Annotated in this window: 19 protein-coding genes; 1 reads left to right on the plus strand and 18 read right to left on the minus strand. The window is 70.2% G+C overall.

Annotated elements, in window-relative coordinates:
* Positions 1-29: 29 nt before the first annotated feature.
* The 15 genes from pdeM to DRV84_RS01670 form a co-directional block, all read right to left on the minus strand.
* The gene (pdeM, locus tag DRV84_RS01600; RefSeq protein WP_115977986.1) at positions 30-710 is read right to left on the minus strand and encodes a ligase-associated DNA damage response endonuclease PdeM; all 681 of its coding nucleotides are present in this window, start codon (positions 708-710) and stop codon (positions 30-32) included.
* 116 nt (positions 711-826) lie between these two features.
* Positions 827-3,229 carry a ligase-associated DNA damage response DEXH box helicase gene (locus DRV84_RS01605; protein ID WP_115977987.1) on the minus strand — a complete coding sequence of 801 codons (2,403 nt, stop codon included), beginning with the start codon at positions 3,227-3,229 and terminating at the stop codon, positions 827-829.
* A gap of 49 nt (positions 3,230-3,278) precedes the next feature.
* Entirely contained in the window at positions 3,279-4,589 is a 1,311-nt protein-coding gene (locus tag DRV84_RS01610; RefSeq protein WP_115977988.1) for a P-loop NTPase family protein, read from the minus strand.
* 96 nt (positions 4,590-4,685) lie between these two features.
* The gene (locus tag DRV84_RS01615; protein WP_115977989.1) at positions 4,686-5,180 is read right to left on the minus strand and encodes an A24 family peptidase; all 495 of its coding nucleotides are present in this window, start codon (positions 5,178-5,180) and stop codon (positions 4,686-4,688) included.
* Between the two features lie 4 nt (positions 5,181-5,184).
* The gene (locus tag DRV84_RS01620; RefSeq protein ID WP_115977990.1) at positions 5,185-6,033 is read right to left on the minus strand and encodes a tetratricopeptide repeat protein; all 849 of its coding nucleotides are present in this window, start codon (positions 6,031-6,033) and stop codon (positions 5,185-5,187) included.
* Positions 6,034-6,062: 29 nt separating this feature from the next.
* Positions 6,063-6,617 (minus strand): tetratricopeptide repeat protein, encoded by a 555-nt coding sequence (locus DRV84_RS01625; RefSeq protein WP_115977991.1) that lies wholly within the window; start codon positions 6,615-6,617, stop codon positions 6,063-6,065.
* Positions 6,618-6,656: 39 nt separating this feature from the next.
* Positions 6,657-7,631, minus strand: coding sequence for a type II secretion system F family protein (locus DRV84_RS01630; protein WP_239994953.1), 975 nt, complete (start codon positions 7,629-7,631; stop codon positions 6,657-6,659).
* A gap of 11 nt (positions 7,632-7,642) precedes the next feature.
* Positions 7,643-8,611, minus strand: coding sequence for a type II secretion system F family protein (locus DRV84_RS01635; RefSeq protein ID WP_115977992.1), 969 nt, complete (start codon positions 8,609-8,611; stop codon positions 7,643-7,645).
* Between the two features lie 4 nt (positions 8,612-8,615).
* Positions 8,616-10,058 (minus strand): TadA family conjugal transfer-associated ATPase, encoded by a 1,443-nt coding sequence (locus tag DRV84_RS01640; RefSeq protein ID WP_115977993.1) that lies wholly within the window; start codon positions 10,056-10,058, stop codon positions 8,616-8,618.
* Positions 10,059-10,069: 11 nt separating this feature from the next.
* The gene (locus tag DRV84_RS01645) at positions 10,070-11,299 is read right to left on the minus strand and encodes a CpaE/TadZ family protein (protein WP_115977994.1); all 1,230 of its coding nucleotides are present in this window, start codon (positions 11,297-11,299) and stop codon (positions 10,070-10,072) included.
* A gap of 172 nt (positions 11,300-11,471) precedes the next feature.
* Positions 11,472-12,143, minus strand: coding sequence for an OmpA family protein (locus DRV84_RS01650; RefSeq protein WP_115977995.1), 672 nt, complete (start codon positions 12,141-12,143; stop codon positions 11,472-11,474).
* 17 nt (positions 12,144-12,160) lie between these two features.
* On the minus strand, positions 12,161-13,576 hold the full coding sequence (locus DRV84_RS01655; RefSeq protein ID WP_115977996.1) for a type II and III secretion system protein family protein: 1,416 nt from the start codon (positions 13,574-13,576) through the stop codon (positions 12,161-12,163).
* 160 nt (positions 13,577-13,736) lie between these two features.
* Positions 13,737-14,585, minus strand: a complete 849-nt coding sequence (cpaB, locus tag DRV84_RS01660; RefSeq protein ID WP_115978054.1) for a Flp pilus assembly protein CpaB — start codon at positions 14,583-14,585, stop codon at positions 13,737-13,739.
* A 157-nt stretch (positions 14,586-14,742) separates the two neighbouring features.
* Positions 14,743-14,928 (minus strand): Flp family type IVb pilin, encoded by a 186-nt coding sequence (locus DRV84_RS01665; protein WP_115977997.1) that lies wholly within the window; start codon positions 14,926-14,928, stop codon positions 14,743-14,745.
* Positions 14,929-15,034: 106 nt separating this feature from the next.
* A complete protein-coding gene (locus DRV84_RS01670) occupies positions 15,035-15,262 on the minus strand; it encodes a Flp family type IVb pilin (protein WP_115977998.1) in 228 nt (75 codons plus the stop codon).
* Positions 15,263-15,605: 343 nt separating this feature from the next.
* On the opposite strand from DRV84_RS01670, the gene DRV84_RS01675 reads away from it, so the two are divergent.
* Positions 15,606-16,376 (plus strand): lytic transglycosylase domain-containing protein, encoded by a 771-nt coding sequence (locus DRV84_RS01675; protein ID WP_338052653.1) that lies wholly within the window; start codon positions 15,606-15,608, stop codon positions 16,374-16,376.
* Between the two features lie 3 nt (positions 16,377-16,379).
* Here the strand turns inward: DRV84_RS01675 and DRV84_RS01680 are convergent, their stop codons facing one another.
* From DRV84_RS01680 to topA, 3 genes are all read right to left on the minus strand, one after another.
* Complete coding sequence (locus tag DRV84_RS01680) at positions 16,380-17,006, minus strand: 3-oxoacid CoA-transferase subunit B (RefSeq protein ID WP_115978000.1); 627 nt, start codon at positions 17,004-17,006, stop codon at positions 16,380-16,382.
* A complete protein-coding gene (locus tag DRV84_RS01685; RefSeq protein WP_115978001.1) occupies positions 17,006-17,710 on the minus strand; it encodes a CoA transferase subunit A in 705 nt (234 codons plus the stop codon). Before DRV84_RS01685 ends, DRV84_RS01680 begins: the two co-directional genes overlap by 1 nt.
* A gap of 69 nt (positions 17,711-17,779) precedes the next feature.
* Complete coding sequence (gene topA / locus DRV84_RS01690; RefSeq protein WP_115978002.1) at positions 17,780-20,419, minus strand: type I DNA topoisomerase; 2,640 nt, start codon at positions 20,417-20,419, stop codon at positions 17,780-17,782.
* Between the last annotated feature and the right edge of the window lie 19 nt (positions 20,420-20,438).

The following is a 20,438-nucleotide window of genomic DNA, read 5'->3' on the forward strand; positions in this document are numbered from 1 at the left end:
GGCGCAATCGCGGCCTTTGCGGGGTGCTGTCAGGCGCGGGCGGTGCGGCGCGGGTGCATCGGCACGGCGAGCGCGCGCCGGCCCGTCAGCACGGCGATCGCCTCGGGGCGCATGAGCGCCGTGAGCGCCGGGTCCTCGCAGCAGAGCCCGCCGGTATAGGTCCCGTAGGCAGGCAGGATCGCCCGGTCGCCGTCGATCAGGAAGGCCTTGCGCGCCACGCGGCCCGCGGCGGTGCGCAGCCGCGCCTTGGGGTGGTAATGCCCGGAGATTTCCGCCGTCGCCCCGGGCGCCGCGATGTGGCGGAAGGTGAGCGGGCCGATCGCCGCCTCGGCGAGATGCGTGCCGCCGAGGTCCGTCGGCCCCGGATCGTGGTTGCCCGCGACCCAGATCCAGCGCCGCCCGACCTGAAGCCGCGCGACGGCGGTGCGCGCGGCCTCGGGCAGGGCGCGGGCGGCGGCGTCGTCGTCGAAGCTGTCGCCGAGGCAGACGACCGTCTCGGCGCCGGTGGCGGCGAGATCGGCGTCGAGGCGGGCGAGCGTCTCTTCGGTCTCGTAGGGAGGCAGGGCGGCGCCGCCGCGGCGCGCGTGGCGCTCGGCCTTGCCGAGGTGGAGGTCCGCGACGCAGAGCAGCCGCCGCGCGGCCCACCAGAGCGCGCCCGAGGGCAGGGCGCAGAGCTCCGCGCCGGCGAGGGAGAAGGCGTGGCCGTTCATGCAACGTTCCGTGCCCCGGGCGCGCGCCGCTGGCAAGGGGGCGAAAAATCTTCCTCCGAAGATTTTTCCCCGCGGCGCGCCCGGGCCGGCGATTTTTCGTCCGAAAAATCGCGGGTTCAGGCGGGCAGGCCCGCTTCGGCCATGAGCGCCGCGGCGGCGTCCTCGGCGAGGCGTTCGCGTCCCGCGCCCTCGACCGGCACGCGCCCGGGCTCGAGGAAGAGCGGCGCGGCGAGCGGCGTCACGCGGTCGAGCGCCATGTGGTCGATCCGCCCCGCGACGCGCGCGCACATCTCCCGGACGCGGTCGAAATCCACCAGCCCGCGCATCGCCTCGTCGCGGGTGATGCGCAGCATTAGGTGGTCGGGGTCGTACTTGCGCAGCGTGTCGTAGAGGATGTCCGAGGAAAAGGTCGCCTGTTTCCCGGATTTCCTCGCCTGCGGCGTGTTGCGCTCGATCAGCCCGGCGATGGTCGCCGAGGCGCGGAAGGTCCGCTTCATCACCGCGTTGGCGGCGAGCCAGCGCTCGAGCCCGGCCTCGAGCGCCGCGATGTCGAAGAGGGGCGCGGGGTCGGGCACCGCCTCCAGCCCCCAGATCAGCGTGGCGTAGTCGGTCGAGACGAAGCCGAGCGGGTCGAGGCCCATCTCCTCCATCCGCTTCGTCAGCAGGAGGCCCAGCGTCTGCTGCCCGTTCCGCCCCGCGAAGCCGTAGGCGACGAGGTGCTGGCGCCCCTCGTGGGGAAAGGTCTCGATCAGGAGCCGGTCGGGCGCCGGCAGGCGCGAGACCGTGCGCTGGAGCGCCAGCCAGTCGGCGGTGTGCGCGGGCAGCTCGGGCCAGGCGTCCTGTTCGAAGAGCGCCAGGATGCGCGCCGAGAGCTGGGTGGAGGTGGCGAATTTCGTGCCGTTGAAGACGGCGATCTTCGGCGTCTTGCGGCCCGAGGGCGAGACCTCCACCGTCAGCTCGCGCAGGGCGTCGTAGCGCACGATCCGTCCGCCGATCAGGAAGGTGTCGCCGGGGCTGAGCGAGGCGGCGAAGGCTTCCTCCACCTCGCCCAGCATCGGCCCGCGGCCGCGCATGCGCACCTTGAGCGTGTCGGTGTCCTGGATCGTGCCGATGTTCATGCGGATGCGTTGCGCCGCGCGCGGGTCGCGCAGGTGCCAGCGGCCCGCCGCGTCCTGTTTCAGCCGCTGCCAGCGGTCGTAGGCCTTGAGCGCGTAGCCCCCCGTCGCCGCGAACGCGAGGCAGGCGTCGAAATCCGCGCGCGCGAGACCGGCGTAAGGCCCGGCGCAGCGCACCTCGTCGTAGAGCGCGTCGGCCTCGAAGGGCCCCGCGCAGGCGGCGATCAGGATCTGCTGGCAGAGCACGTCGAGCGGCCCGGGCCCGCGCGGCTCCCCGTCGAGATCGTGCGCGCGCACCGCCTGCAGCGCGGCCTCGCATTCGACCACCTCGAAGCGGTTGGCGGGCACCACGAGCGCCTTCGACGGCGCGTTGTAGCGGTGGTTCGCCCGCCCGATCCGCTGCACCAGCCGCTTGACGTTCTTCGGCGCGCCCACCTGGATCACGAGGTCCACGTCGCCCCAGTCGATGCCGAGGTCGAGCGAGCCGGTGCAGACCACCGCGCGGAGCTGGCCGGCGGTCATCGCCGCCTCGACCTTCTCGCGCTGCGCGCGGTCGAGACTGCCGTGGTGGATGCCGATGGGCAGGCCGTCGTCGTTGGCGAGCCAGAGGCTGTGAAAGAAGATCTCCGCCTGCGCGCGGGTGTTGTGGAAGATGAGCGTGGTGCGATGGGCGCGCACCGCCTCGAGCACCTCCGGGATCGCGTAGGCCCCGCCGCCGCCGGCCCAGGGGGGCGCCGCGCGTGTGCGCAGCATGCGGATGTCCGGGTCGGGGCCGGGGTCGGCCTCTACCACCTGCGCGGGGGCATCCGAGCGCGCGAGGAACCGTGCGAGGGCCGGCGGGTCCTCGACCGTGGCCGAGAGCCCGACGCGGCGCAGCCCCGGCGCGAGGCTCTCGAGGCGTGCGAGCGCCAGCATCAGCTGGTCGCCGCGCTTCGATTCGGCGAGGGCATGCGCCTCGTCCACGATCACGCGGCGGAGCCCGGCGAAGATGCGCGGCGCGTCCTCGTAGCTCGTCAGCAGCGCGAGGCTTTCCGGCGTCGTCAGCAGGATATGCGGCGGGTCGGCGCGCTGTCGGCGCTTTTTCGTGTAGGAGGTGTCGCCGGTGCGGTCCTCGACGCGGACGGGCAGGCCCATCTCCTCGATGGGCCGGGTCAGGTTGCGCCGGATGTCGGCCGCGAGCGCCTTCAGCGGCGAGACGTAGAGCGTGTGCAGGCCCGCGTGCGCGCCGTCGGCGAGCTCCGCCAGCGTCGGCAGGAACCCGGCGAGCGTCTTGCCGCCCCCGGTGGGCGCGACGAGCAGGAGCGCCGGCTCGCCCGCGCGCTCGAGCATCTCCACCTGATGGGGGTGGATCTCCCAGCCGCGGGCGGCGAACCACTGGGCGATGGGCGGGGGCAGCTCGGTCATGCGCCGGATGTAGCAGAGCCGGCGCCGTAGGGGAGGGGCCGCTGCCCCGTCACTTCGCGATGGTCTCGTCCCGCACGAACATGTTGGCCCAGGCGCGGTCGATCAACTCGGGCGTCATTTGGTAGGGAAGGCCCTCGAAGTCGCAGATCGAGAGGATCTGATCGATCAGGAAGACGGGCTGATAATTGGCGTAGACGTTGCCGATCGCCGGGTATTTCTCCTTCAGCAGGTAGACGAGCGCCGCCTCGTCGAGCGGCAGCCCCTTCTTGCGCGCGACGAGCGCGAAGATCCTCAGGAAGTTCTCCTGAGTGGGGCCGTCCACCTTGATCTTGAAGAAGATGCGCCGGAGCGCGGCCTGGTCGAAGATCTCGTTCGGGTGGAAATTGGTCGAGAAGATGACGAGCGTGTCGAAGGGCACCTCGAACTTCTCGCCCGACTGCAGGGCGAGGATGTCCTTCTGCTCCTCCAGCGGGACGATCCAGCGGTTGACGAGCGCCTGCGGCGGCTCCTTCTGACGGCCGAGGTCGTCGACGATGAAGATGCCGCCTGTCGCCTTCAGTTGCAGCGGCGCCTGATAAGTGCGCGCGGTCGGGTTGTAGACGAGGTCGAGCATATCGAGCGTCAGCTCGCCGCCGGTGATGACGGTGGGCCGCTCGCAGCGCACGTAACGGGTGTCGAAGGTGCGCCGCCGGCGGAGCGCGCGGGGGTCGTCCACCTCCTCCTCGGCGGCGCTGTGCACGATGGGATCGTAGACGGTGATGACCTGCCCGCCGTATTCGATCGCGCGGGGGACGTAGATCCTGTCGCCGAGCGCGTCGCGGATGCCGTTGGAGATGGAGCTCTTGCCGTTGCCGGGCGGGCCGTACATCAGGATCGAGCGGCCCGCGCCGACCGCCGGGCCGAGATGGTCGAGCAGGTCCTCGGGCAGCACCAGATGCCCCATGGCCTGCGTGAGTTCGCTTCGCGTGATCCGGATGTTGCGGATGGACTGGCGCGCCACCTGCTCGCGGTAGACCGCGAGCGGCACGGGCATCGCGCCGTAGTATTCCGACTGCGCGAGCGCATCGTGGACGCGCGCGCGGCCCGCGTCGGTCAGCTGATAGCCCATTTCCTGCGCCGCGGTGGCCGACAGCGTGCCGGTCGCCTCGAGGAGCTTCTGGCCGCGCGCGAGATCGACGAGATCCTGCGTGACGTTCACCGGCAGGCAGACGGCGCGCGCCAGCTCGCTGACGAGGTCGAGGTTCTTGCGGAACATGGTCTTGAGCAGGATGTCCCGCATCATCACCGTCGGCAGCTGCATCTCCTCGAGGCTGCGCGGCGGGGGCGGCGCCGTGACGGCGGGCGGCGCTTCCATGTTCATGTCGTCTCTCCCTGTGTCCCGGGGGCGTCGGGGCAGGGGTGCCAGCGCCGTCGATCGTGCGCGGGGCGGGAATGTGGCGATTCCGGGGCGCGCCGCTCAGGCGCCGTGCACCGCGCCGAGCGCCAGATACGCCAGCAGCGTCGGCCCCAGCGCGAAGCCCATCGGAAAGTCCTTCGTGCGTTGCCAGCTTTCCCAGTCCGGGGCGAGCGCGCCGAGCGGCGTCGCCCGCGCGAGGCGATGGGAGACATAGGCGGCGAGCAGGACCCCGGCGAAAAGCACCGTCACGGCGAGCGCGTCGCCCGGCGCGACGAAGGGCGCCGCCGCGGCGAGGAACTTCGCGTCCCCCGCGCCGAGCAGGCCGCCCGCGTTCAACAGGATGCCGACCACGAGGACGCCAGCCAGCTGCGCCAGCCGCCAGGGATACTCGGCGAGCGGCAGCGCCCAGAGCCCGACCACCAAAAAGACCCCCGCCAGCGCGAGGTTGGCCTTGTTCGGGATCTTCATAGTGGCGAGATCGGACCACGCCACGTAAAGGCAGATCGGCGCCGCGAAGGGCAGGAACCAGAGCGCCGCGCTGGCCGCGATTTCCATGCCCTCAGTCCTCGAGCGCGGCGAGGCTGCGCGCCGCGGGCTCGTAGTACTGCGGATGCGTCTCCAGCGCGTCGCGGAAGAGCCCCTCTCCGGTGGCCACGTCGCCCCGCTTGACCGCGGACAGGCCGAGCGTGTGCAGGAGCTGCGCGCGCTCGGTCTGCGTCATCGGGATCACCGGCAGCGTGTACTTGCCCTGCGCGCCGCGGGCGAGGACGAGGTTGTTCTTGGCGGTGAAAAGCTCCGGGTCCTGCCGGATCGCCTGCGCGAAGAGGCGCTCGGCTTCCGCCGGGGCGCCGCGCGTGAGCTTGGAGTAGCCCCAGTTGTTCAGCACGCCGGCGGGCTGCGTGGTCAGGCCCACGGCGGTCTCGTAGAAGCTGTCGGCGGTCTCCCACTCCTCGTTGGCGTCGGCGACCATCGCCTCCAGCCGGTAGCGGCGGAAGGTCTCATGCGTCGGCGGGATCGCGTCGAGCACCTCCTCGGCGCGCGCCCAGTCGCCCGCGCGGATCAGCGCGTCGGCGAAGGCGACGCCGTCGGCGTGGGTGGCCCCCTCGTCCGCGGTCACGCGCTCCCATGCGGGCACCGCCTCGGTGGTGCGGCCCGCGCGCACGAGCGACTTGGCGAGACCGCGCTTCAGGTCGAGGCGGTCGGGGTTCTGTTGCGCCGCGCGCTGGAAGTAGCGCACCGCCTCGGCGGGGTCGGCGGCGCTCAGCATGACGTCGCTCAGGTTGGTCTCGTCCACGACGTCGATATCGGCCAGCGCGCGATCGACCTCGTTGCCGCCGGAGGGCGCGTCGCACCCCGCCAGCGCGCCGAGAGCGGCCGCGCAGAGGGCCACGGTGAAGGGATGGCGCATCGGACCGGCGCTCCTCGCTGCTCTGCCTCTCAGGGAACGCGGCGGATCAGGTAGCTGCCCGAGCCGCGGCGCACCAGCTTGTAGTCTTGTTCTTGGCCCGGATCATACGTCGAATTTTCGACTTTTTCGAGAGCGAGGCGCAGATTGTCACGGATCGCGTCGCTTTCGCCGTCGTCGAGGGCGTAGGCCCGCCGGAACACCTGCGCCGCCTCAGCCGTCTCGCCCCGCTCCATGAGCACCACGCCGAGATTGTTCCAGACCTCGGGCCAGGCTTCGCCGCGGTCGGTGACGCGCCGCAGCAGCGTCTCCGCCTGGTTGAGCCGGCCGAGCGCGATGTTCGCAGTGCCCATGGCGCTCAGCACCTCCGGCGTGAGCCCGCGCTCCGCGCCCGCGCGGCGGAAGGCGTCGAGCGCGAGATCGTATTCGCCGGCGCGCATCAGGCGATGGCCCACCACCATGCCGTCGACCGCGTCGCCCGCGGGATCGAGCGCGGGCGCGAAGGTCCGCTCGGGCGCGTCGGCGGTGCCGCAGGCGGCGAGGACCAGCGCCAAGAGCGCCGCCCGGACCGCGCGCGCGATGGTCATGCTCTGTCTCTCCCGGGTGATCGTCGGGCCTCTGCCGCGCTACATCTCGCCCAGCTTGGCGATATCGACGAGCGACGGCCCCAGCAGGATGAGCAGGAGCGGCGGCACGGTCAACATCATGGTGGTCAGCGTCATCTTGGTCGGGAGCTTGTTGGCGGCTTCCTCGGCGCGCATCACGCGCTTGTCGCGCATCTCTCCGGCGTAGACGCGCAGCGCCTCGGCGATCGAGGTGCCGAAGGTCTGGCTCTGGATGAGGACGGTGACGAAGCTCGACACGTCCTGCACGCCGCAGCGTTCGGCCATGTCGTTGAGCACCGCGGTCTTGTCCTTGCCCGCCTTCATCTCGTGGCTGACGATCTCGAGTTCGTCGGCGAGCGAGGGGGCCGAGGCGCGCAACTCGGTCGCGACGCGCAGGATCGCCTGATTGAGCGACTGCCCCGCCTCGACGCAGACGAGCAGCATGTCGAGCGCGTCGGGGAAGGATTGGGTGATCTCCTCCTGCCGTTCCTGGATGCGCCGGCTGATCCAGTACTTGGGCAGGAAATAGCCCGCCGCGCCGGGGCCGAGGATGAAGCCCACCTGCTGCTGGGTCGAGAGGTTGTCGGTGCCCACGACGGCGAGCGCGTAGAACAGCCCGATCCCCAGCCCGACGAGGCCGAGCGCCATCTGCGCGAAGTGGAAGATGCGCACCGCCTCGCGGGTGCGGTAGCCCGCCTGCAGCATCCGCAGCCGCATGTCGGAGAGCTCCTGCTCGTCCTGCGGCTCGAGGAAGGTGGCGTATTTCTTGAGCCGCTCGGCGCGCGCGCGCTGCCGGAGGTCGGCCTGCCCCGCCCCCTCGGCCGCGCGCCGTCGGGTGCCCGCGGCTTCCTCCTTGAGCTTGTCCATCGGGTCCTTCTTCGCGCCGAGGAGGAAGGGCAGCGTGCCCAGCACGAACAGAAGCCCCACGGCGCCGAGCGCGATGGCCGGCCCGAGCGGGCCGAACATGTCCGTGAGCAGCGCGAAAAGCGTATCCAAGGTGGAGCTCCTCAGACCTTGATGTTCACGAGGGCGCGCATGACGAGCATGTTCGCCACGAGAAAGATGCCGACGACGAAACAGGCGGGCACGAACCACGGGTGATCCATCACCGGGTCGTAATACGTCGGATCGAGCAGGTTGATCGCGATCAGCGCCACGATCGGGAAGCCCGAGAGGAACTTGCCCGACCACTGCGCCTCGGCGGTGATGGCCTTGACGCGTCGGAAGAGGCGGAAGCGCGCCCGGATGACCCGCGCGAGGCCGGCGAGGATCTCGGCGAGGTTGCCGCCCGACTGCTGCTGGATGGTGACCGAAACGGCAAGGAAGCGCAGGTCCTGCATGTCGAGCCGCTCGGCCATGTGCTTGAGCGCCTCGCCCACGTCGCGCCCGTAGGCCGATTCGTCCGCGATCACGCCGAACTCGGTGGCGAGCGGGTCCTTGATCTCCTTCGAGACGACGGACAGCGCCGAGGAGAAGGGATGCCCCACCCGGAGCGAGCGCACCATGAGCTCGATCGCGTCGGGCAGTTGCTCCTCGATCAGGGCGAGGCGCTTCTTGGCCTTGGAATTCACCCAGAAATAGACGCCGCCCACCCCCATGGCGACGGCGGTGACGAGGCGCACGACCGGGCCGGTGTCCGTGGCCACCGACAGCCCGATGAAGGCCATGAGCGAGAGCGCCGCCATCACGAGGATCAGCTGATTGGGCGTGAAGGCCAGCGCCGCCTTCTGCGCCTTGTCGGCGAGCAGCGAATAGAGCGGGATGGACCGCGAGCGCATGTGCTGGTCCATCTCCTTGCGCAGCGTCTCGAGCACCTCCTCGCGCCGCGTGCCGCCCTGCAGCATCTCGAGGCGCCGGTTGACGCGGCTGTTCAGGCTGATCGATTTGCCGAAGACGGTGAGATAGAGGCCCTCCACGAGGAAGAGCACGGCGACGAAGATCGCCCCGTAGATCAGCGGTTCGGCCGAAATGCTCATGCTCTCACTCCGCGGCGACGGGATCGAAGAGGGTCGGCGGCAGGTCGTAGCCCCACTGCCGGAAGCGCTCGGCGTAGTGGCTGCGCACGCCGGTCGCGGTGAAATGGCCGATGATCTTGCCGTCGGGGGCGAGGCCCATCCGCTGATAGCGGAAGACCTCCTGCATGGAGATCACCTCGCCCTCCATGCCGGTGACCTCGGTGATCGAGACCATCCGGCGGGAGCCGTCCTGCAGGCGGCTCGCCTGCACGATCAGGTTCACCGCGCTCGCGATCTGGCTGCGCACCGCCTTGAGCGGCATCTCGATGCCGGCCATGGCGATCATGTTCTCGAGGCGCGAGACCGCGTCGCGCGCGTTGTTGGCGTGGATCGTCGTCATCGAGCCGTCGTGGCCGGTGTTCATGGCCTGCAGCATGTCGATGACCTCCTCGCCACGGGTCTCGCCGACGATAATTCTGTCGGGGCGCATCCGGAGCGCGTTCTTCAGGCAGTCGCGCTGCGTCACCGCGCCCTTGCCTTCCACGTTGGGGGGGCGGCTTTCCATGCGGCCGACGTGGGTCTGCTGAAGCTGAAGCTCGGCCGTGTCCTCGATCGTCAGGATGCGCTCGTCGTCGCCGATGAAGCTCGACAGGGCGTTGAGCGTCGTCGTCTTGCCCGAGCCCGTGCCGCCCGAGACGATCACGTTCAGCCGGCAGGCGACGGCGGCCTGCAGGTAGGCGGCCATCTCCTCGGTGAAGGCGTCGAAGCGGATCAGGTCGTCGATGCCGAGCTTTTCCTTCTTGAACTTGCGGATCGAGACGAGCGAGCCGTCCACCGCGATCGGCGGCACCATGGCGTTGAAGCGCGAGCCGTCGGCGAGGCGCGCGTCGACGTAGGGATTCGATTCGTCCACGCGCCGGCCCACCGCGCTCACGATCTTGTCGATGATGCGCAGCAGGTGGCGCTCGTCCTTGAAGGTGACGTCGGACAGCTCGAGCTGGCCGTTGCGCTCCACGAAGATCTGCTGCGGGCCGTTCACGAGGATGTCGTTGACGCTGTCGTCCTGCAGGAGCGTCTCCAGCGGGCCGAGGCCGCGCACCTCGTCGTAGAGCTCCTGGTTGAGGGTGGTGCGGTCCTCGCGGTTGAGGACGATGCCCTTCTCCTGCAGCGCCTCCGAGGCGATGTCGTTGATCTCGGCGCGCAGGTCCGCCTCGCTCGCGTGCTCCAGCGCGGCGAGGTTGAGGTTCTCGAGAAGCGCGCGGTGCAGCTCCAGCTTGATCTCGGCGAGGCGTTCCTTGCGCTTCTTCTCCTTGTCCGCGGGCGCGGCCTGCGCGGCGCGGCGCGGCGCCGGCCGCCGCCGGACGGCGGGTTCGTCGCTCTGGCGCGCCTCCGGCGCCGGCGCGGCGGCGTCCGGCTCGGGGGCGGGCTTCGCGGCGGTCGCGGTCTGTTTTTTGTAGCGCGAGAACATCCGGTTCCTCCTCAGGCGGCTTCCGTGGCGTCGCGGCCGAGGTCGAAGAGCGACTGCGCCAGCTTGGCGACGTCGCGGCGCAGGGGATTCTTGGGCGCGGACCGCGCGAGCGGCGTGCCGTGATCGCCCGCTTGCGCGACCTGCCGGCCGCCGTCGGACAGATGCAGCTCGATCGAGATGCCGAGCGATTCGGCCATGCGCTTGACCCGCGCCTTGCCGTTCAGGTCGGTGAAGCGCGGCGCCCGGTTGAGCGCGAACCGCAGCTTCTCGAAGGGCAGGTCCTCCGCCTGCAGCGCCTGCTTGAGGCGCAGCGTGTTCTGCGCCGAGCGCATCTCGAGCTCGACGAGCGCGAAATAGACATGCGCCGCGGTCAGCACCGTCTCGGTCCACTGGACGACCGCGCCGGGCATGTCCACGACGACGAAATCGAAGTGCCGCGCGGCCATGTCGAGCACGCGCTCGATGTCCTGGGGTGTCACGATGTCGAGCGGCACGAGATCGGCCGGCGCGGTCAGCACCTGCAGCGTCTCCTCGTGGGTGACGAGCGCCTGCGCGAAGACCTCCTCGTCCATCGCCTCGGTGTCGTTCAGCATCTCGAAGACCGCATCGCGGCGGGGCAGGTCGAGATAGGTCGCCGCCGCCCCGCGCTGCAGGTCCAGATCGAGCAGGCAGACCCGCGGCGCGTTCTCCTTGGCGACGGTCGCCAGTTCCCAGGCGAGGTTGACGGCCAGCGTGCTCGTGCCGACGCCGCCGGCGAGGCCCTGCACCGCGAGGATCACGCCGTCGCCGCCCTCCGAGAGCTTCGACGCCTCGGCCGCAGGTTTCGGCGTCGCCGGCTGGCGCAGCCGCTTGATCGCCGCCATCAGCTCCCCTTCGGGCAGGGGGTAGGGGACGAATTCGTCGGCGCCCTGACGCAGGAGCTGATGCAGCGCGGCCGGCGTCACGTCCTCGGCGATCAGGATCACCTTGATGCCCTTGGCGGCGGCGGCGGCGATCACCTCGCCCATGATGGCGAGGTTGTCCTCGTCCTCGCCGTCGATCGCCAGGGCGACGAACTCGAGGCGGTTCGCCTCGGGCTGGTTGAAGAAGGTCAGCGCCTCCGCGAAGCCGAGATCGCCCCAGCTCTCGCCGAGCGCGGCCTCCATGTCCTCGATCAGCAGATCGAAGTCCTGAACGTCCCGGCTGATCGTGCAGGCCACGATCGGAGCGGGATCGGGTTGCAGGCTCGCCGTACTCGTCATCGCCTCACGTCCTGTCCTTGGGCCGCCGCGCTGCGGGCGGCCATCCGGGGGCGTGCGTCACGCAGGCGGTGCCGCGCCGTCCCGTGCCGAGACCATCGTGGAAGAGTTGGGCGAGATTAGGGCTGAAAGATCGTATTATTTGGTCTGCGGCGACGATCGCCGCAGACGCCGATCACTGTCCGCCGCCTGCGCCGCCGCCGCCCGCGCCGGCCTCGAAGTCGCTCTGCGGCTGCGCGCTCGCGACGTATTCGCGGTAGATGACCTCGGCGTAGCGCCCGTCGAGCACCGTCGGGTGACGCTCGTAGAAGCCGTTCACCTCGGTCACCGTGCGCCGGTTGCGCCGCTCGCGGCCCTCGGTGACGATCAGCGGCTGGCGTTCGCCGAAGGAGACGACGGCCTCCAGCCGGTCGCGCGAGATGCCCTGCCGGACGAAGAAATCCACCACCGCGCGCGCCCGGCGCAGGCCGAGGCGCTGGTTGTAGGCCTCCGTCCCGACGAGGTCGGTGTGACCGTAGACCCGGAAGCGCAACTCTGGGAACTGCCGGATGAAGTCCGCCTGCCGCGCCAGCGTCGCGCGGGCCTCCGGCCCGAGCCGCGCGCTGTCGAAGTCGAAGTTCACCGTGGTCTCGACCGCGTCGGCGAAGCGCTCGGCGAGCGCGGTCGTGCAGTCCTTCTCGCCGGTCATGCACTGCGTGTTGTGCATCGTCGCCGCGCCGAAGTTGCCGTGCGCGTCGGCGATGGCGCCGGCCTCCGCGTCGAAGGCGGTGCGCTGGCCCGGCGCGCAGGCGGCGAGCAGCCCGGCGGCGAGGCCGAGACAGGCGAGGGAAGCGCGGGGCCTTTGCATCGTTTCTCTCCTGTCCCTCAGTCCAGCACGTAGCCGTAGGAGCCCGGGAAGTCCTGCCGCGCGACCTCTCCCGCGCCGCCGTTCGCGGGGCGCGACACGCGCCCGCGCAGGAACAGGTCCCGCTCGGTCGGCGGCCGTACGCGGTCCGTGGGCAGCGCCAGCGCGTCGCCCCGCGTGGGCGTCACGAGGTGCGGTGTCACGATGATGACGAGCTCGGACTGCGCGCGCTGGTACTCCGCGCTGCGGAAGAGCGCGCCGAGCACCGGAATGTCGCCGAGCCACGGCACCTGGCCCGAGAGATCGCGGAAATCGTCCTGCAGAAGGCCCGCGATGGCGAAGCTCTCCCCGTCGCGCAGTTCGACGGTGGTGGACGCCTCGCGGCGGCTGAAGGCGTCGATGGTGAACCCCTCGCCGACCTGAACGCCGTTCGCCGAATCGATGGACGAAACCGCGGCTTGCAGTTCGAGGTTGATCAGGTCCTCGTCGACCACGCGCGGCACGAAGCCGAGCTCGACGCCGAAGGGGCGGTAATCCACCGAGATGGTGCCGCCCTCCTGCGAGCTCGGCACCGGGTACTCGCCGCCCGCGAGGAAGTTCGCCTCCTGGCCGGACAGCGCGGTCAGGTTCGGCTCGGCGAGGGTGCGCACCATGCCCTTGGACTCCAGCGCTTCGAGCAGCACGCCCACCTCGACCGCGCCGACGTCGAAGCCGAGGAGAAGCGCCCCCTCGTTTTCGCTGGCGCCGGGCAGCGCCCCGGTCAGGAGGGATTGCTGCGCGCCGCCGGTCACGCCGGCATTGGTGCCCGACTGCACCCCTAGGTCGCCATCGAGCGCAGAGCCGCCGAGGGCGAGCGACGTGCCGAGCGACTTCGAAACGGAGCGCCGCATCTCGGCGAAGCGAACCTTGAGCATCACCTGCTGCACGCCCGCCACGCTCATCAGGTTCGACACCCGCTCCGGCGCGTAGCGCTCCGCGAGATCGAGGGCGCGCTGCATTTTTTGCGTGGAGGAGGCCGTGCCCGAGAGCACGATCCCGTCGTTCGCGGTGCGCACCTCGATGTTCTCGCCCGGCAGGATCTGGCGCAGACGCTCCTTGAACTCGGTGATGTCGGCGGCGACGCGCACATCGACGTTGGTGATGAGATGCCCGTTGGCGTCGAGCAGCGTCAGCGTCGTGATGCCCGGCGACCGGCCGAGCACGTAGATCGTGCGGTCCGAGAGCGACGAGATGTCGGCGATCTCTGGGTTGGCGATGGAGAGTTCGGCGAAGGGCGTTTCGCTCTCGACGACGACCGCCCGGTTCATCGCCACGTTCAGGGATTTGGCCGTGCCGGCCGTCACGACGCGCACATCGCTCGCCATGGCGGCGGGGAGTTGCGTCAGGCTCGCGGCGAGCGCGAGCAGGGCGGCGCGGACCACGCGCTCGAATGTCATGCGACCTGCCTCTCGATCACGGATGATGGCGGGTCTCACGCCCGCTTTGCGTCAACTTTGGGGTAACGTCGCACTTTAATCAAGAATCAATGCCTTTCGCGGCACGCTTGATGTGGACAACTGGCAACAGGGGCGCCGCCCCCGTCGCCGGCGTCGGGTCTCAATTCGTGCAGGGGATCTCGATGTTGACCACCTCGCTGCCGCGGCGGGTGCGGATGGTGCATTCCTCGTCCTCCTCGGGCGCGGCCGTCGGCGCCTCGGGTGGCGGCTCGATCCCGAGGAGCCCCATCTGATCGACCTGCACCGCCTGGGAGACGGTGTCGTCGTTCGCCCCCACGAGCGAGAGTGAGAGCCGGCCCGTCGATTGCGCCTGCGCCAGCGCCGCGACCTGCTGCGGCGTCGCGGCGACCGTCACCGTGCGCGCGATGGTCGTGCCCGAGACGTCGCTGCTGTCGGCTTCCTGATCCACGGCGACGAGCTCGATGCCCGTCTGGATGAGCTTGGTGATCTCGCCCTGCCCGTTGGCGCGCCCGGTCCAGTAGACGTCCACCCGGTCACCCGGCCGCAGGAAGCCCGAGACGCCCGAGGCCACGTCCACGCCGATCGCGAAGGCGCGCATCCCCGGCGCGAGCCGCGTCGTCAGCCCGCCGGGCGCGCCCGGTTCGGTGACCTTGCCGGCGAGGATCGGCTCGTGTTTTTCCATGGTGCGCAGGACGAGGCGGCGGCCTGCGTCGCTGAAGAGATCCTCCGCCTTGGCGCGGAAGGCGCCCTCCGGCACCGCCTCCTCGGGCCAGCGGATCGCCTGCACGCTCTTCTCGGTGAGCGCGTCGCCGTACTCCAGCCGGTCGGCGGCGACATAGACGGTCGTGAGCGGGATCGCTTCGGGCTGCTGCGCGCGCTCGGCGGCGAGCGCCGCCTCGTAGCGGTCGATGTAGTTCTTGGCCATGTAGACCGCGCCCCCCGCGAGCGCGATGCCCACCAGAAGGACCAGGCCGAATACGATACGCATGTCGAACACCTCGCGTCAGGCGCCGCGCCGGGCGGCGGATTGCGTCGCGCGCAGCGTGACGGGGGAATGTGGTTTTTTGAGGGAGGGGGTGTGCCGCCGCTGGGGCGACCTCATGCGCCGGAGGCGTAGTGTAGGCAGTTGCGCCTAGGCGACCACCTCAGAACTCGAGCGGCTCCGGGCGCGTCGTCTCGTTGTCGATATATCGCGCACTGGTGCTCACTTCTGCCTTGAAGATCACGATGACGCTGATGGACAGGCCGATGATCGCTGCCGTCAGGACAACCCAGTCCACGGTCACGACGCCATCGTCGCGACGGAGGAAGCGCCGAAAGATCTGTTTCATGGGACCGATCCTCACCGTGCGTCCCCGGTAAGAAAAACGGGCCGGGAGCGGTGTCCCGGCCCGTCGTGGCGTCGAATGGCTGCACGAGCTGCCGCCAGAGTGATTATCAGAGGCCGCCGGTTCCGGAGCCTGCCGAGCCGTCGCCCGTCGACGGGCTGGCGACGCTCGCGTTGCCCATCGCATTGCTAGCGTTCGTCGCGAGGCTCTCGGCGCCGTTGTTGATTTGCGTGAAGGCAGCGATCGCCAGGCCCACCACGGCGGCGGTCAGCACGACCCAGTCGACCGTGACCGCGCCGTCTTCGTCGTTGCGGAAGGCGTTGAGGAACTTCATCATGGTTCTGTCTCCGTACTCGAGTTTGCTCAGTCTCACCGCTCCGGTCCGTGGTGCGCCGGCCTCTCTCTCCGGCCCGTCCCGTCTCGGCATGCTTGTAATTAGCCAGCGGAATGGGGCACGATTTTGGCGCGAATGAAGCGATTTCAGCTTCTATTAATGACGTTCGGGTTTACCGTGTAAGATGCTGATATCGCGTGACATATTTTTCGCCCTGCCCGGCATCGCCACGCGTCGGGCGCGCGGATGTGGCGCGCTCGATCCTGCAATGTGTCGGCCCCGGCGACAGATCCGGGCGCGCGGGCGCGATCGTTCAGGGCCTCCGGCACGACTCGCGTCGCTCCCCGTGCTCTGCCTCGCGGCCCTGCCCGCGGTCGCGGAGGAGGCGGGCGCCACGGCGAAGTGGATCGGCCCGCCCGAGGGCGACGGCCCGCGCATCACCGTGCAGATCACGCCCGAGGACATCGCCCGCCAGCGCGGCGGCAAGCCCGGCGTTCGGGCCGCGCCGCCCGCTGCGGTCGAGCCGGCGGCGCCGGCGCCCTACGCCTGGTTCTGGCGCGCCGTCTCGCCCGCGGCGGAGGACGCCGCGCCCGGGCGCCTCGCCCCCGCGCTCGCCGCGCTGGACACGGGGGAGGTCGCGGCGCCGCGCCTCGCCGCGCTGCAGGACCTCGTGCGCGCCCACGGGCCGGCGATTCTCGGCGCCACGGCGGGCACGCGGGTCTCGCCGGCGCTGGCGCTCGCCGTCATGGCGGTCGAATCGGGCGGGGCGCCCGCCGCCGTCAGCCGGGCCGGCGCCGAGGGGCTCATGCAGCTCATGCCGGCGACGGCGGCGCGATTCGGCGTCGCCGACAGCTTCGACGCCGCCCAGAACATCCGCGGCGGCGTCGCCTATCTCGACTGGCTGATGGCGCACTTCGGCGGGGACCCGATCCTCCTGCTCGCCGGCTACAACGCGGGCGAGGGCGCGGTGCGCGACCACGCGGGCGTGCCGCCCTTCGCGGAGACGCGCGCCTATGTGCCGAAGGTCTTGGCCGCCTACCGCGTCGCGCGCGGGCTCTGCCGGCGGCCGCCCGCGCGGCTCGCGGACGGCTGCGTCTTCGTCACCGGCGACGCCTGAGGCTCAGACGATCGCCGCCTCGGTCTTGGCGACGATCTCTTCGCGGGTGACGCCGGGGGCCGTCTCGACGATGTGCAGGCCCTTGTGGGCGACGTCGAGCACGCCGAGGTTGGTGATGATCCGGTCCACCACGCCCTTGCCCGTCAGCGGCAGGGTGCAGTCCTTCAGAAGCTTCGGGTCGCCCGCCTTGTTGGTGTGGTCCATCACCACCACGACGCGGCCGACCCCGGCGACGAGGTCCATCGCGCCGCCCATGCCCTTCACGAGCTTGCCGGGGATCATCCAGTTGGCGAGGTCGCCCTCCTCGCTCACCTCCATCGCGCCGAGGATCGCCATGGCGATCTTGCCGCCGCGGATCATGCCGAAGCTGGTGGCGCTGTCGAAATAGGAGGTGTGCGGCAGCTCGGTCACCGTCTGCTTGCCGGCGTTGATGAGGTCCGGGTCCTCCTCCCCCTCGACGGGGAAGGGGCCCATGCCGAGCATCCCGTTCTCGGACTGCAGCGTGACCTCGACCCCCTCGGGGATGTGATTCGACACCAGCGTCGGGATGCCGATGCCGAGGTTGACGTACATCCCGTCCTCGAGCTCCTGCGCGGCGCGCGCGGCCATCTGATCGCGGTCCCAGGGCATCACGCCTCCTCCTTCTTGCGGACGGTCCGCTGCTCGATGCGCTTCTCGTGCGCGCCCTGGATCAGGCGGTGCACGTAGATGCCCGGCAGGTGGATGTGATCGGGGTCGAGCTCGCCCGGCTCGACGATCTCCTCGACCTCCATCACGCAGGTGCGCCCGCACATCGCCGCCGGCGGATTGAAGTTGCGCGCGGTCTTGCGGAAGATCGCGTTGCCGGTGGTGTCGGCCTTCCACGCCTTGACGATGGAGAGATCGGCGAAGATGCCGCGCTCGAGGATGTAGGGCTCGCCGCCGAACTCCTTGACCTCCTTGCCCTCGCCGATCTTCGTGCCGTAGCCCGTCTTGGTGTAGAAGCCCGCGATGCCCGCGCCGCCGGCGCGCATGCGCTCGGCGAGCGTGCCCTGCGGGTTGAACTCGAGCTCCAGCTCGCCAGAGAGATACTGCTGCATGAAGGTGTCGTTCTCGCCCACGTAGGACGAGATCATCTTCTTCACCTGCCGCGTCTGCAGAAGAAGCCCGATCCCGAAATCGTCGACGCCCGCGTTGTTCGAGGCGAAGGTCAGGTCCTTCACCCCCGCCTCGCGGATCGCGCCGATCAGAAGCTCCGGAATGCCGCAGAGCCCGAAGCCCCCCGCGGCGATGAACATCCCGTCGTGCAGCAGGCCGTCGAGCGCCGCCTCGGCGCTGGCGTAGACCTTCTTCATGCCGCGCTCTCCTCCTCTTGCCGGTCGGGGCACGTTGTGGCGCCGCGGCGCGGCGAAGTCAACGCGGGCCTATTTCCCGGCGGCGGTCTTTCCCTTCGCCGCGGAGGTCGACTTGGCCTTGGTCCCGGATTTCGCGGCCGTCTTGGCGCCGCTCTTGGCGGTCCCGCTCTTCGTGCCGCCCTTGGCGGCGCCCGACTTCGCCGGCGCCTTCTTCCTGCCGCCGCCCTTCTTCGCTGCCTTCTCGTCGACGAGCTGCACGGCGGTCTCGAGCGTGACCTCCTGCGGGTCGGTGCCCTGCGGCAGGGTGGCGTTCACCTTCTCCCACTTGACGTAAGGACCGTAGCGGCCGTCCATCACGTTGACCGCGCCGCCCTTCTCGGGATGCTCGCCCAGTTCCTTCAGCGGCTTGGCCGCCGCGCCGCGCCCGCCGCGCGCCTTCTTCTGCGCGAGGAGCTCGACCGCGCGGTTCTGCCCGACGACGAAGACCTCGTCCACGCTCTCGAGGTTGGCGTAGGTCCGCCCGTGGCGCACGTAGGGGCCGTAGCGGCCGATGCCCGCCTCGATCGGCTCGCCGTCCTCGGGGTGCGGGCCGATCTCGCGCGGGAGGGAGAGCAGCATCAAGGCCTTCTCGAGGTCGATCTCCTCGGGCGCCCAGCCCTTGGGGAGCGAGGCGCGCGGGGGCTTCGGGATTTCCTCCGTCGCCTCGCCGCGCTGGACGTAAGGGCCGAAGCGGCCCTTGCGCAGCGTGATCGCGTCGTCGCCGTCGTAGCCCAGGAGCTTGCCGTCGGGGCCGATCTCGTCGTCCTCCATGCCCGGCGGGCCGAAGGGGCGGGTGAAGCGGCACTCGGGGTAGTTCGAGCAGCCGATGAAGGCGCCGCCCGCCCGCGAGGTGCGCATCGAGAGCCGCCCCGTCCCGCAGTTGGGGCAGAGGCGCGGGTCGCCGCCGTCCTCGCGCGGGGGGTAGAGATGCGGCGCGAGCACCGCGTCGATCTGGTCGAGCACCTCCGAGATGCGCAGATCGGCCGTCTCGGCGAGATGGGCGGAGAAGTCGCGCCAGAAGCGGTCGAGCACGTCCTTCCAGTTCCGTTCCCCGGCGCTGACGTCGTCGAGCTCCTCCTCGAGCTCGGCGGTGAAGTCGTAGCCCACGTACTTGCGAAAGTAGTTGACGAGGAAGGCCGTCACCAGCCGCCCCTTGTCCTCGGGAAAGAGGCGGTTCTTCTCCTTGCGGACGTAGCCGCGGTCCTGGATCGTGGAGAGGACGGAGGCGTAGGTGGAGGGCCGCCCGATGCCGAGCTCCTCCATCTTCTTGACCAGCGTCGCCTCGGTGTAGCGCGGCGGCGGCTGGGTGAAGTGCTGCTCGGGCGTGACGGTACGCTTCTCGGCCGCCTCGCCTTCGGCGATCTGGGGCAGGCGCTTGTCGTCGTCGTCGCCCGCGGGCTCGTCGCGGCCCTCCTCGTAGACCTTCATGAAGCCGTCGAAGAGCACGACCTGCCCCGTGGCGCGCAGGCCCACCTGTCCGTCCGCGCTGCCGATCTCGACGGTGGTGCGCTCGAGGCGCGCGGCCTCCATCTGACAGGCGAGGGTGCGCTTCCAGATCAGGTCGTAGAGCTTCTTCTGGTCGGGGTCGGAAAGCTTGAGCGCGCCCGCGTCCTTCGTCATGTCGGTGGGGCGGATGCACTCGTGCGCTTCCTGCGCGTTCTTCGCCTTGTTCTTGTACATGCGCGGCGAGTCGGGGACGTAGTCCGCGCCGTAGCGGTCGCGGATCGCGTCGCGCGCGGCGTGCACGGCCTCCGGCGCCATGTCGATGCCGTCGGTCCGCATGTAGGTGATGTGCCCGGCCTCGTAGAGGCGCTGCGCGGCGCTCATCGTCTGCTTCGCGCCCATGCCGAACTTGCGGCTGGCCTCCTGCTGGAGGGTAGAGGTCATGAAGGGCGGCGCGGGCTTCCGGCTCGCCGGCTTGGCCTCGACCGAGGTGACGGTCAGATCGCGCGAGCGCACCGCCTGCACGGCGAGCTCCGCCTCCTCGGTGGTGGCGATGTCGAACTTGTCGAGCTTCTTTCCGCCGAGGACCGTCAGCCGCGCCTCGTAGGTCTGCCCGCGCGGCGTGGCGAGCGCGGCGGTCACGCTCCAGTATTCGCGGGGGCGGAAGGCCTCGATCTCCATCTCGCGCTCGACGATCAGGCGCAGGCAGACCGACTGCACGCGCCCGGCCGATTTCGCGCCGGGGAGCTTGCGCCAGAGCACCGGGCTCAGCTTGAAGCCCACGAGGTAGTCGAGCGCGCGGCGGGCGAGGTAGGCTTCCACCAGCGCGTCGTCGACGTCGCGCGGGTTCTCCATCGCCTCGGTCACGGCGGACTTGGTGATCGCGTTGAAGACGACGCGCTTGACCGGCGTGTCCTTCTTGAGCGCGCGGCGCTTCCTGAGCGCCTCCTCGAGGTGCCAGGAGATCGCCTCCCCCTCGCGGTCGGGGTCGGTGGCGAGAATGAGTTCCGGGTCGTCCTTCAGCGCCTCGGCGATGGCGCGGACGTGCTTCTGGCTGTCGCTGGCCACCTCCCATTTCATCTCGAAGCCGTGGTCGGGATCGACCGAGCCGTCCTTGGGCGGCAGGTCGCGGACATGGCCGTAGGAGGCGAGCACCGTGTAATCCGAGCCCAGATACTTGTTGATGGTCTTGGCCTTGGCCGGGGACTCGACGACGACGACGGGCATGAGGGGCGCTTTCCTTGGC

This window comes from Rhodosalinus sediminis, assembly GCF_003385555.1.
Classification (GTDB): Bacteria; Pseudomonadota; Alphaproteobacteria; order Rhodobacterales; family Rhodobacteraceae; genus Rhodosalinus; species Rhodosalinus sediminis.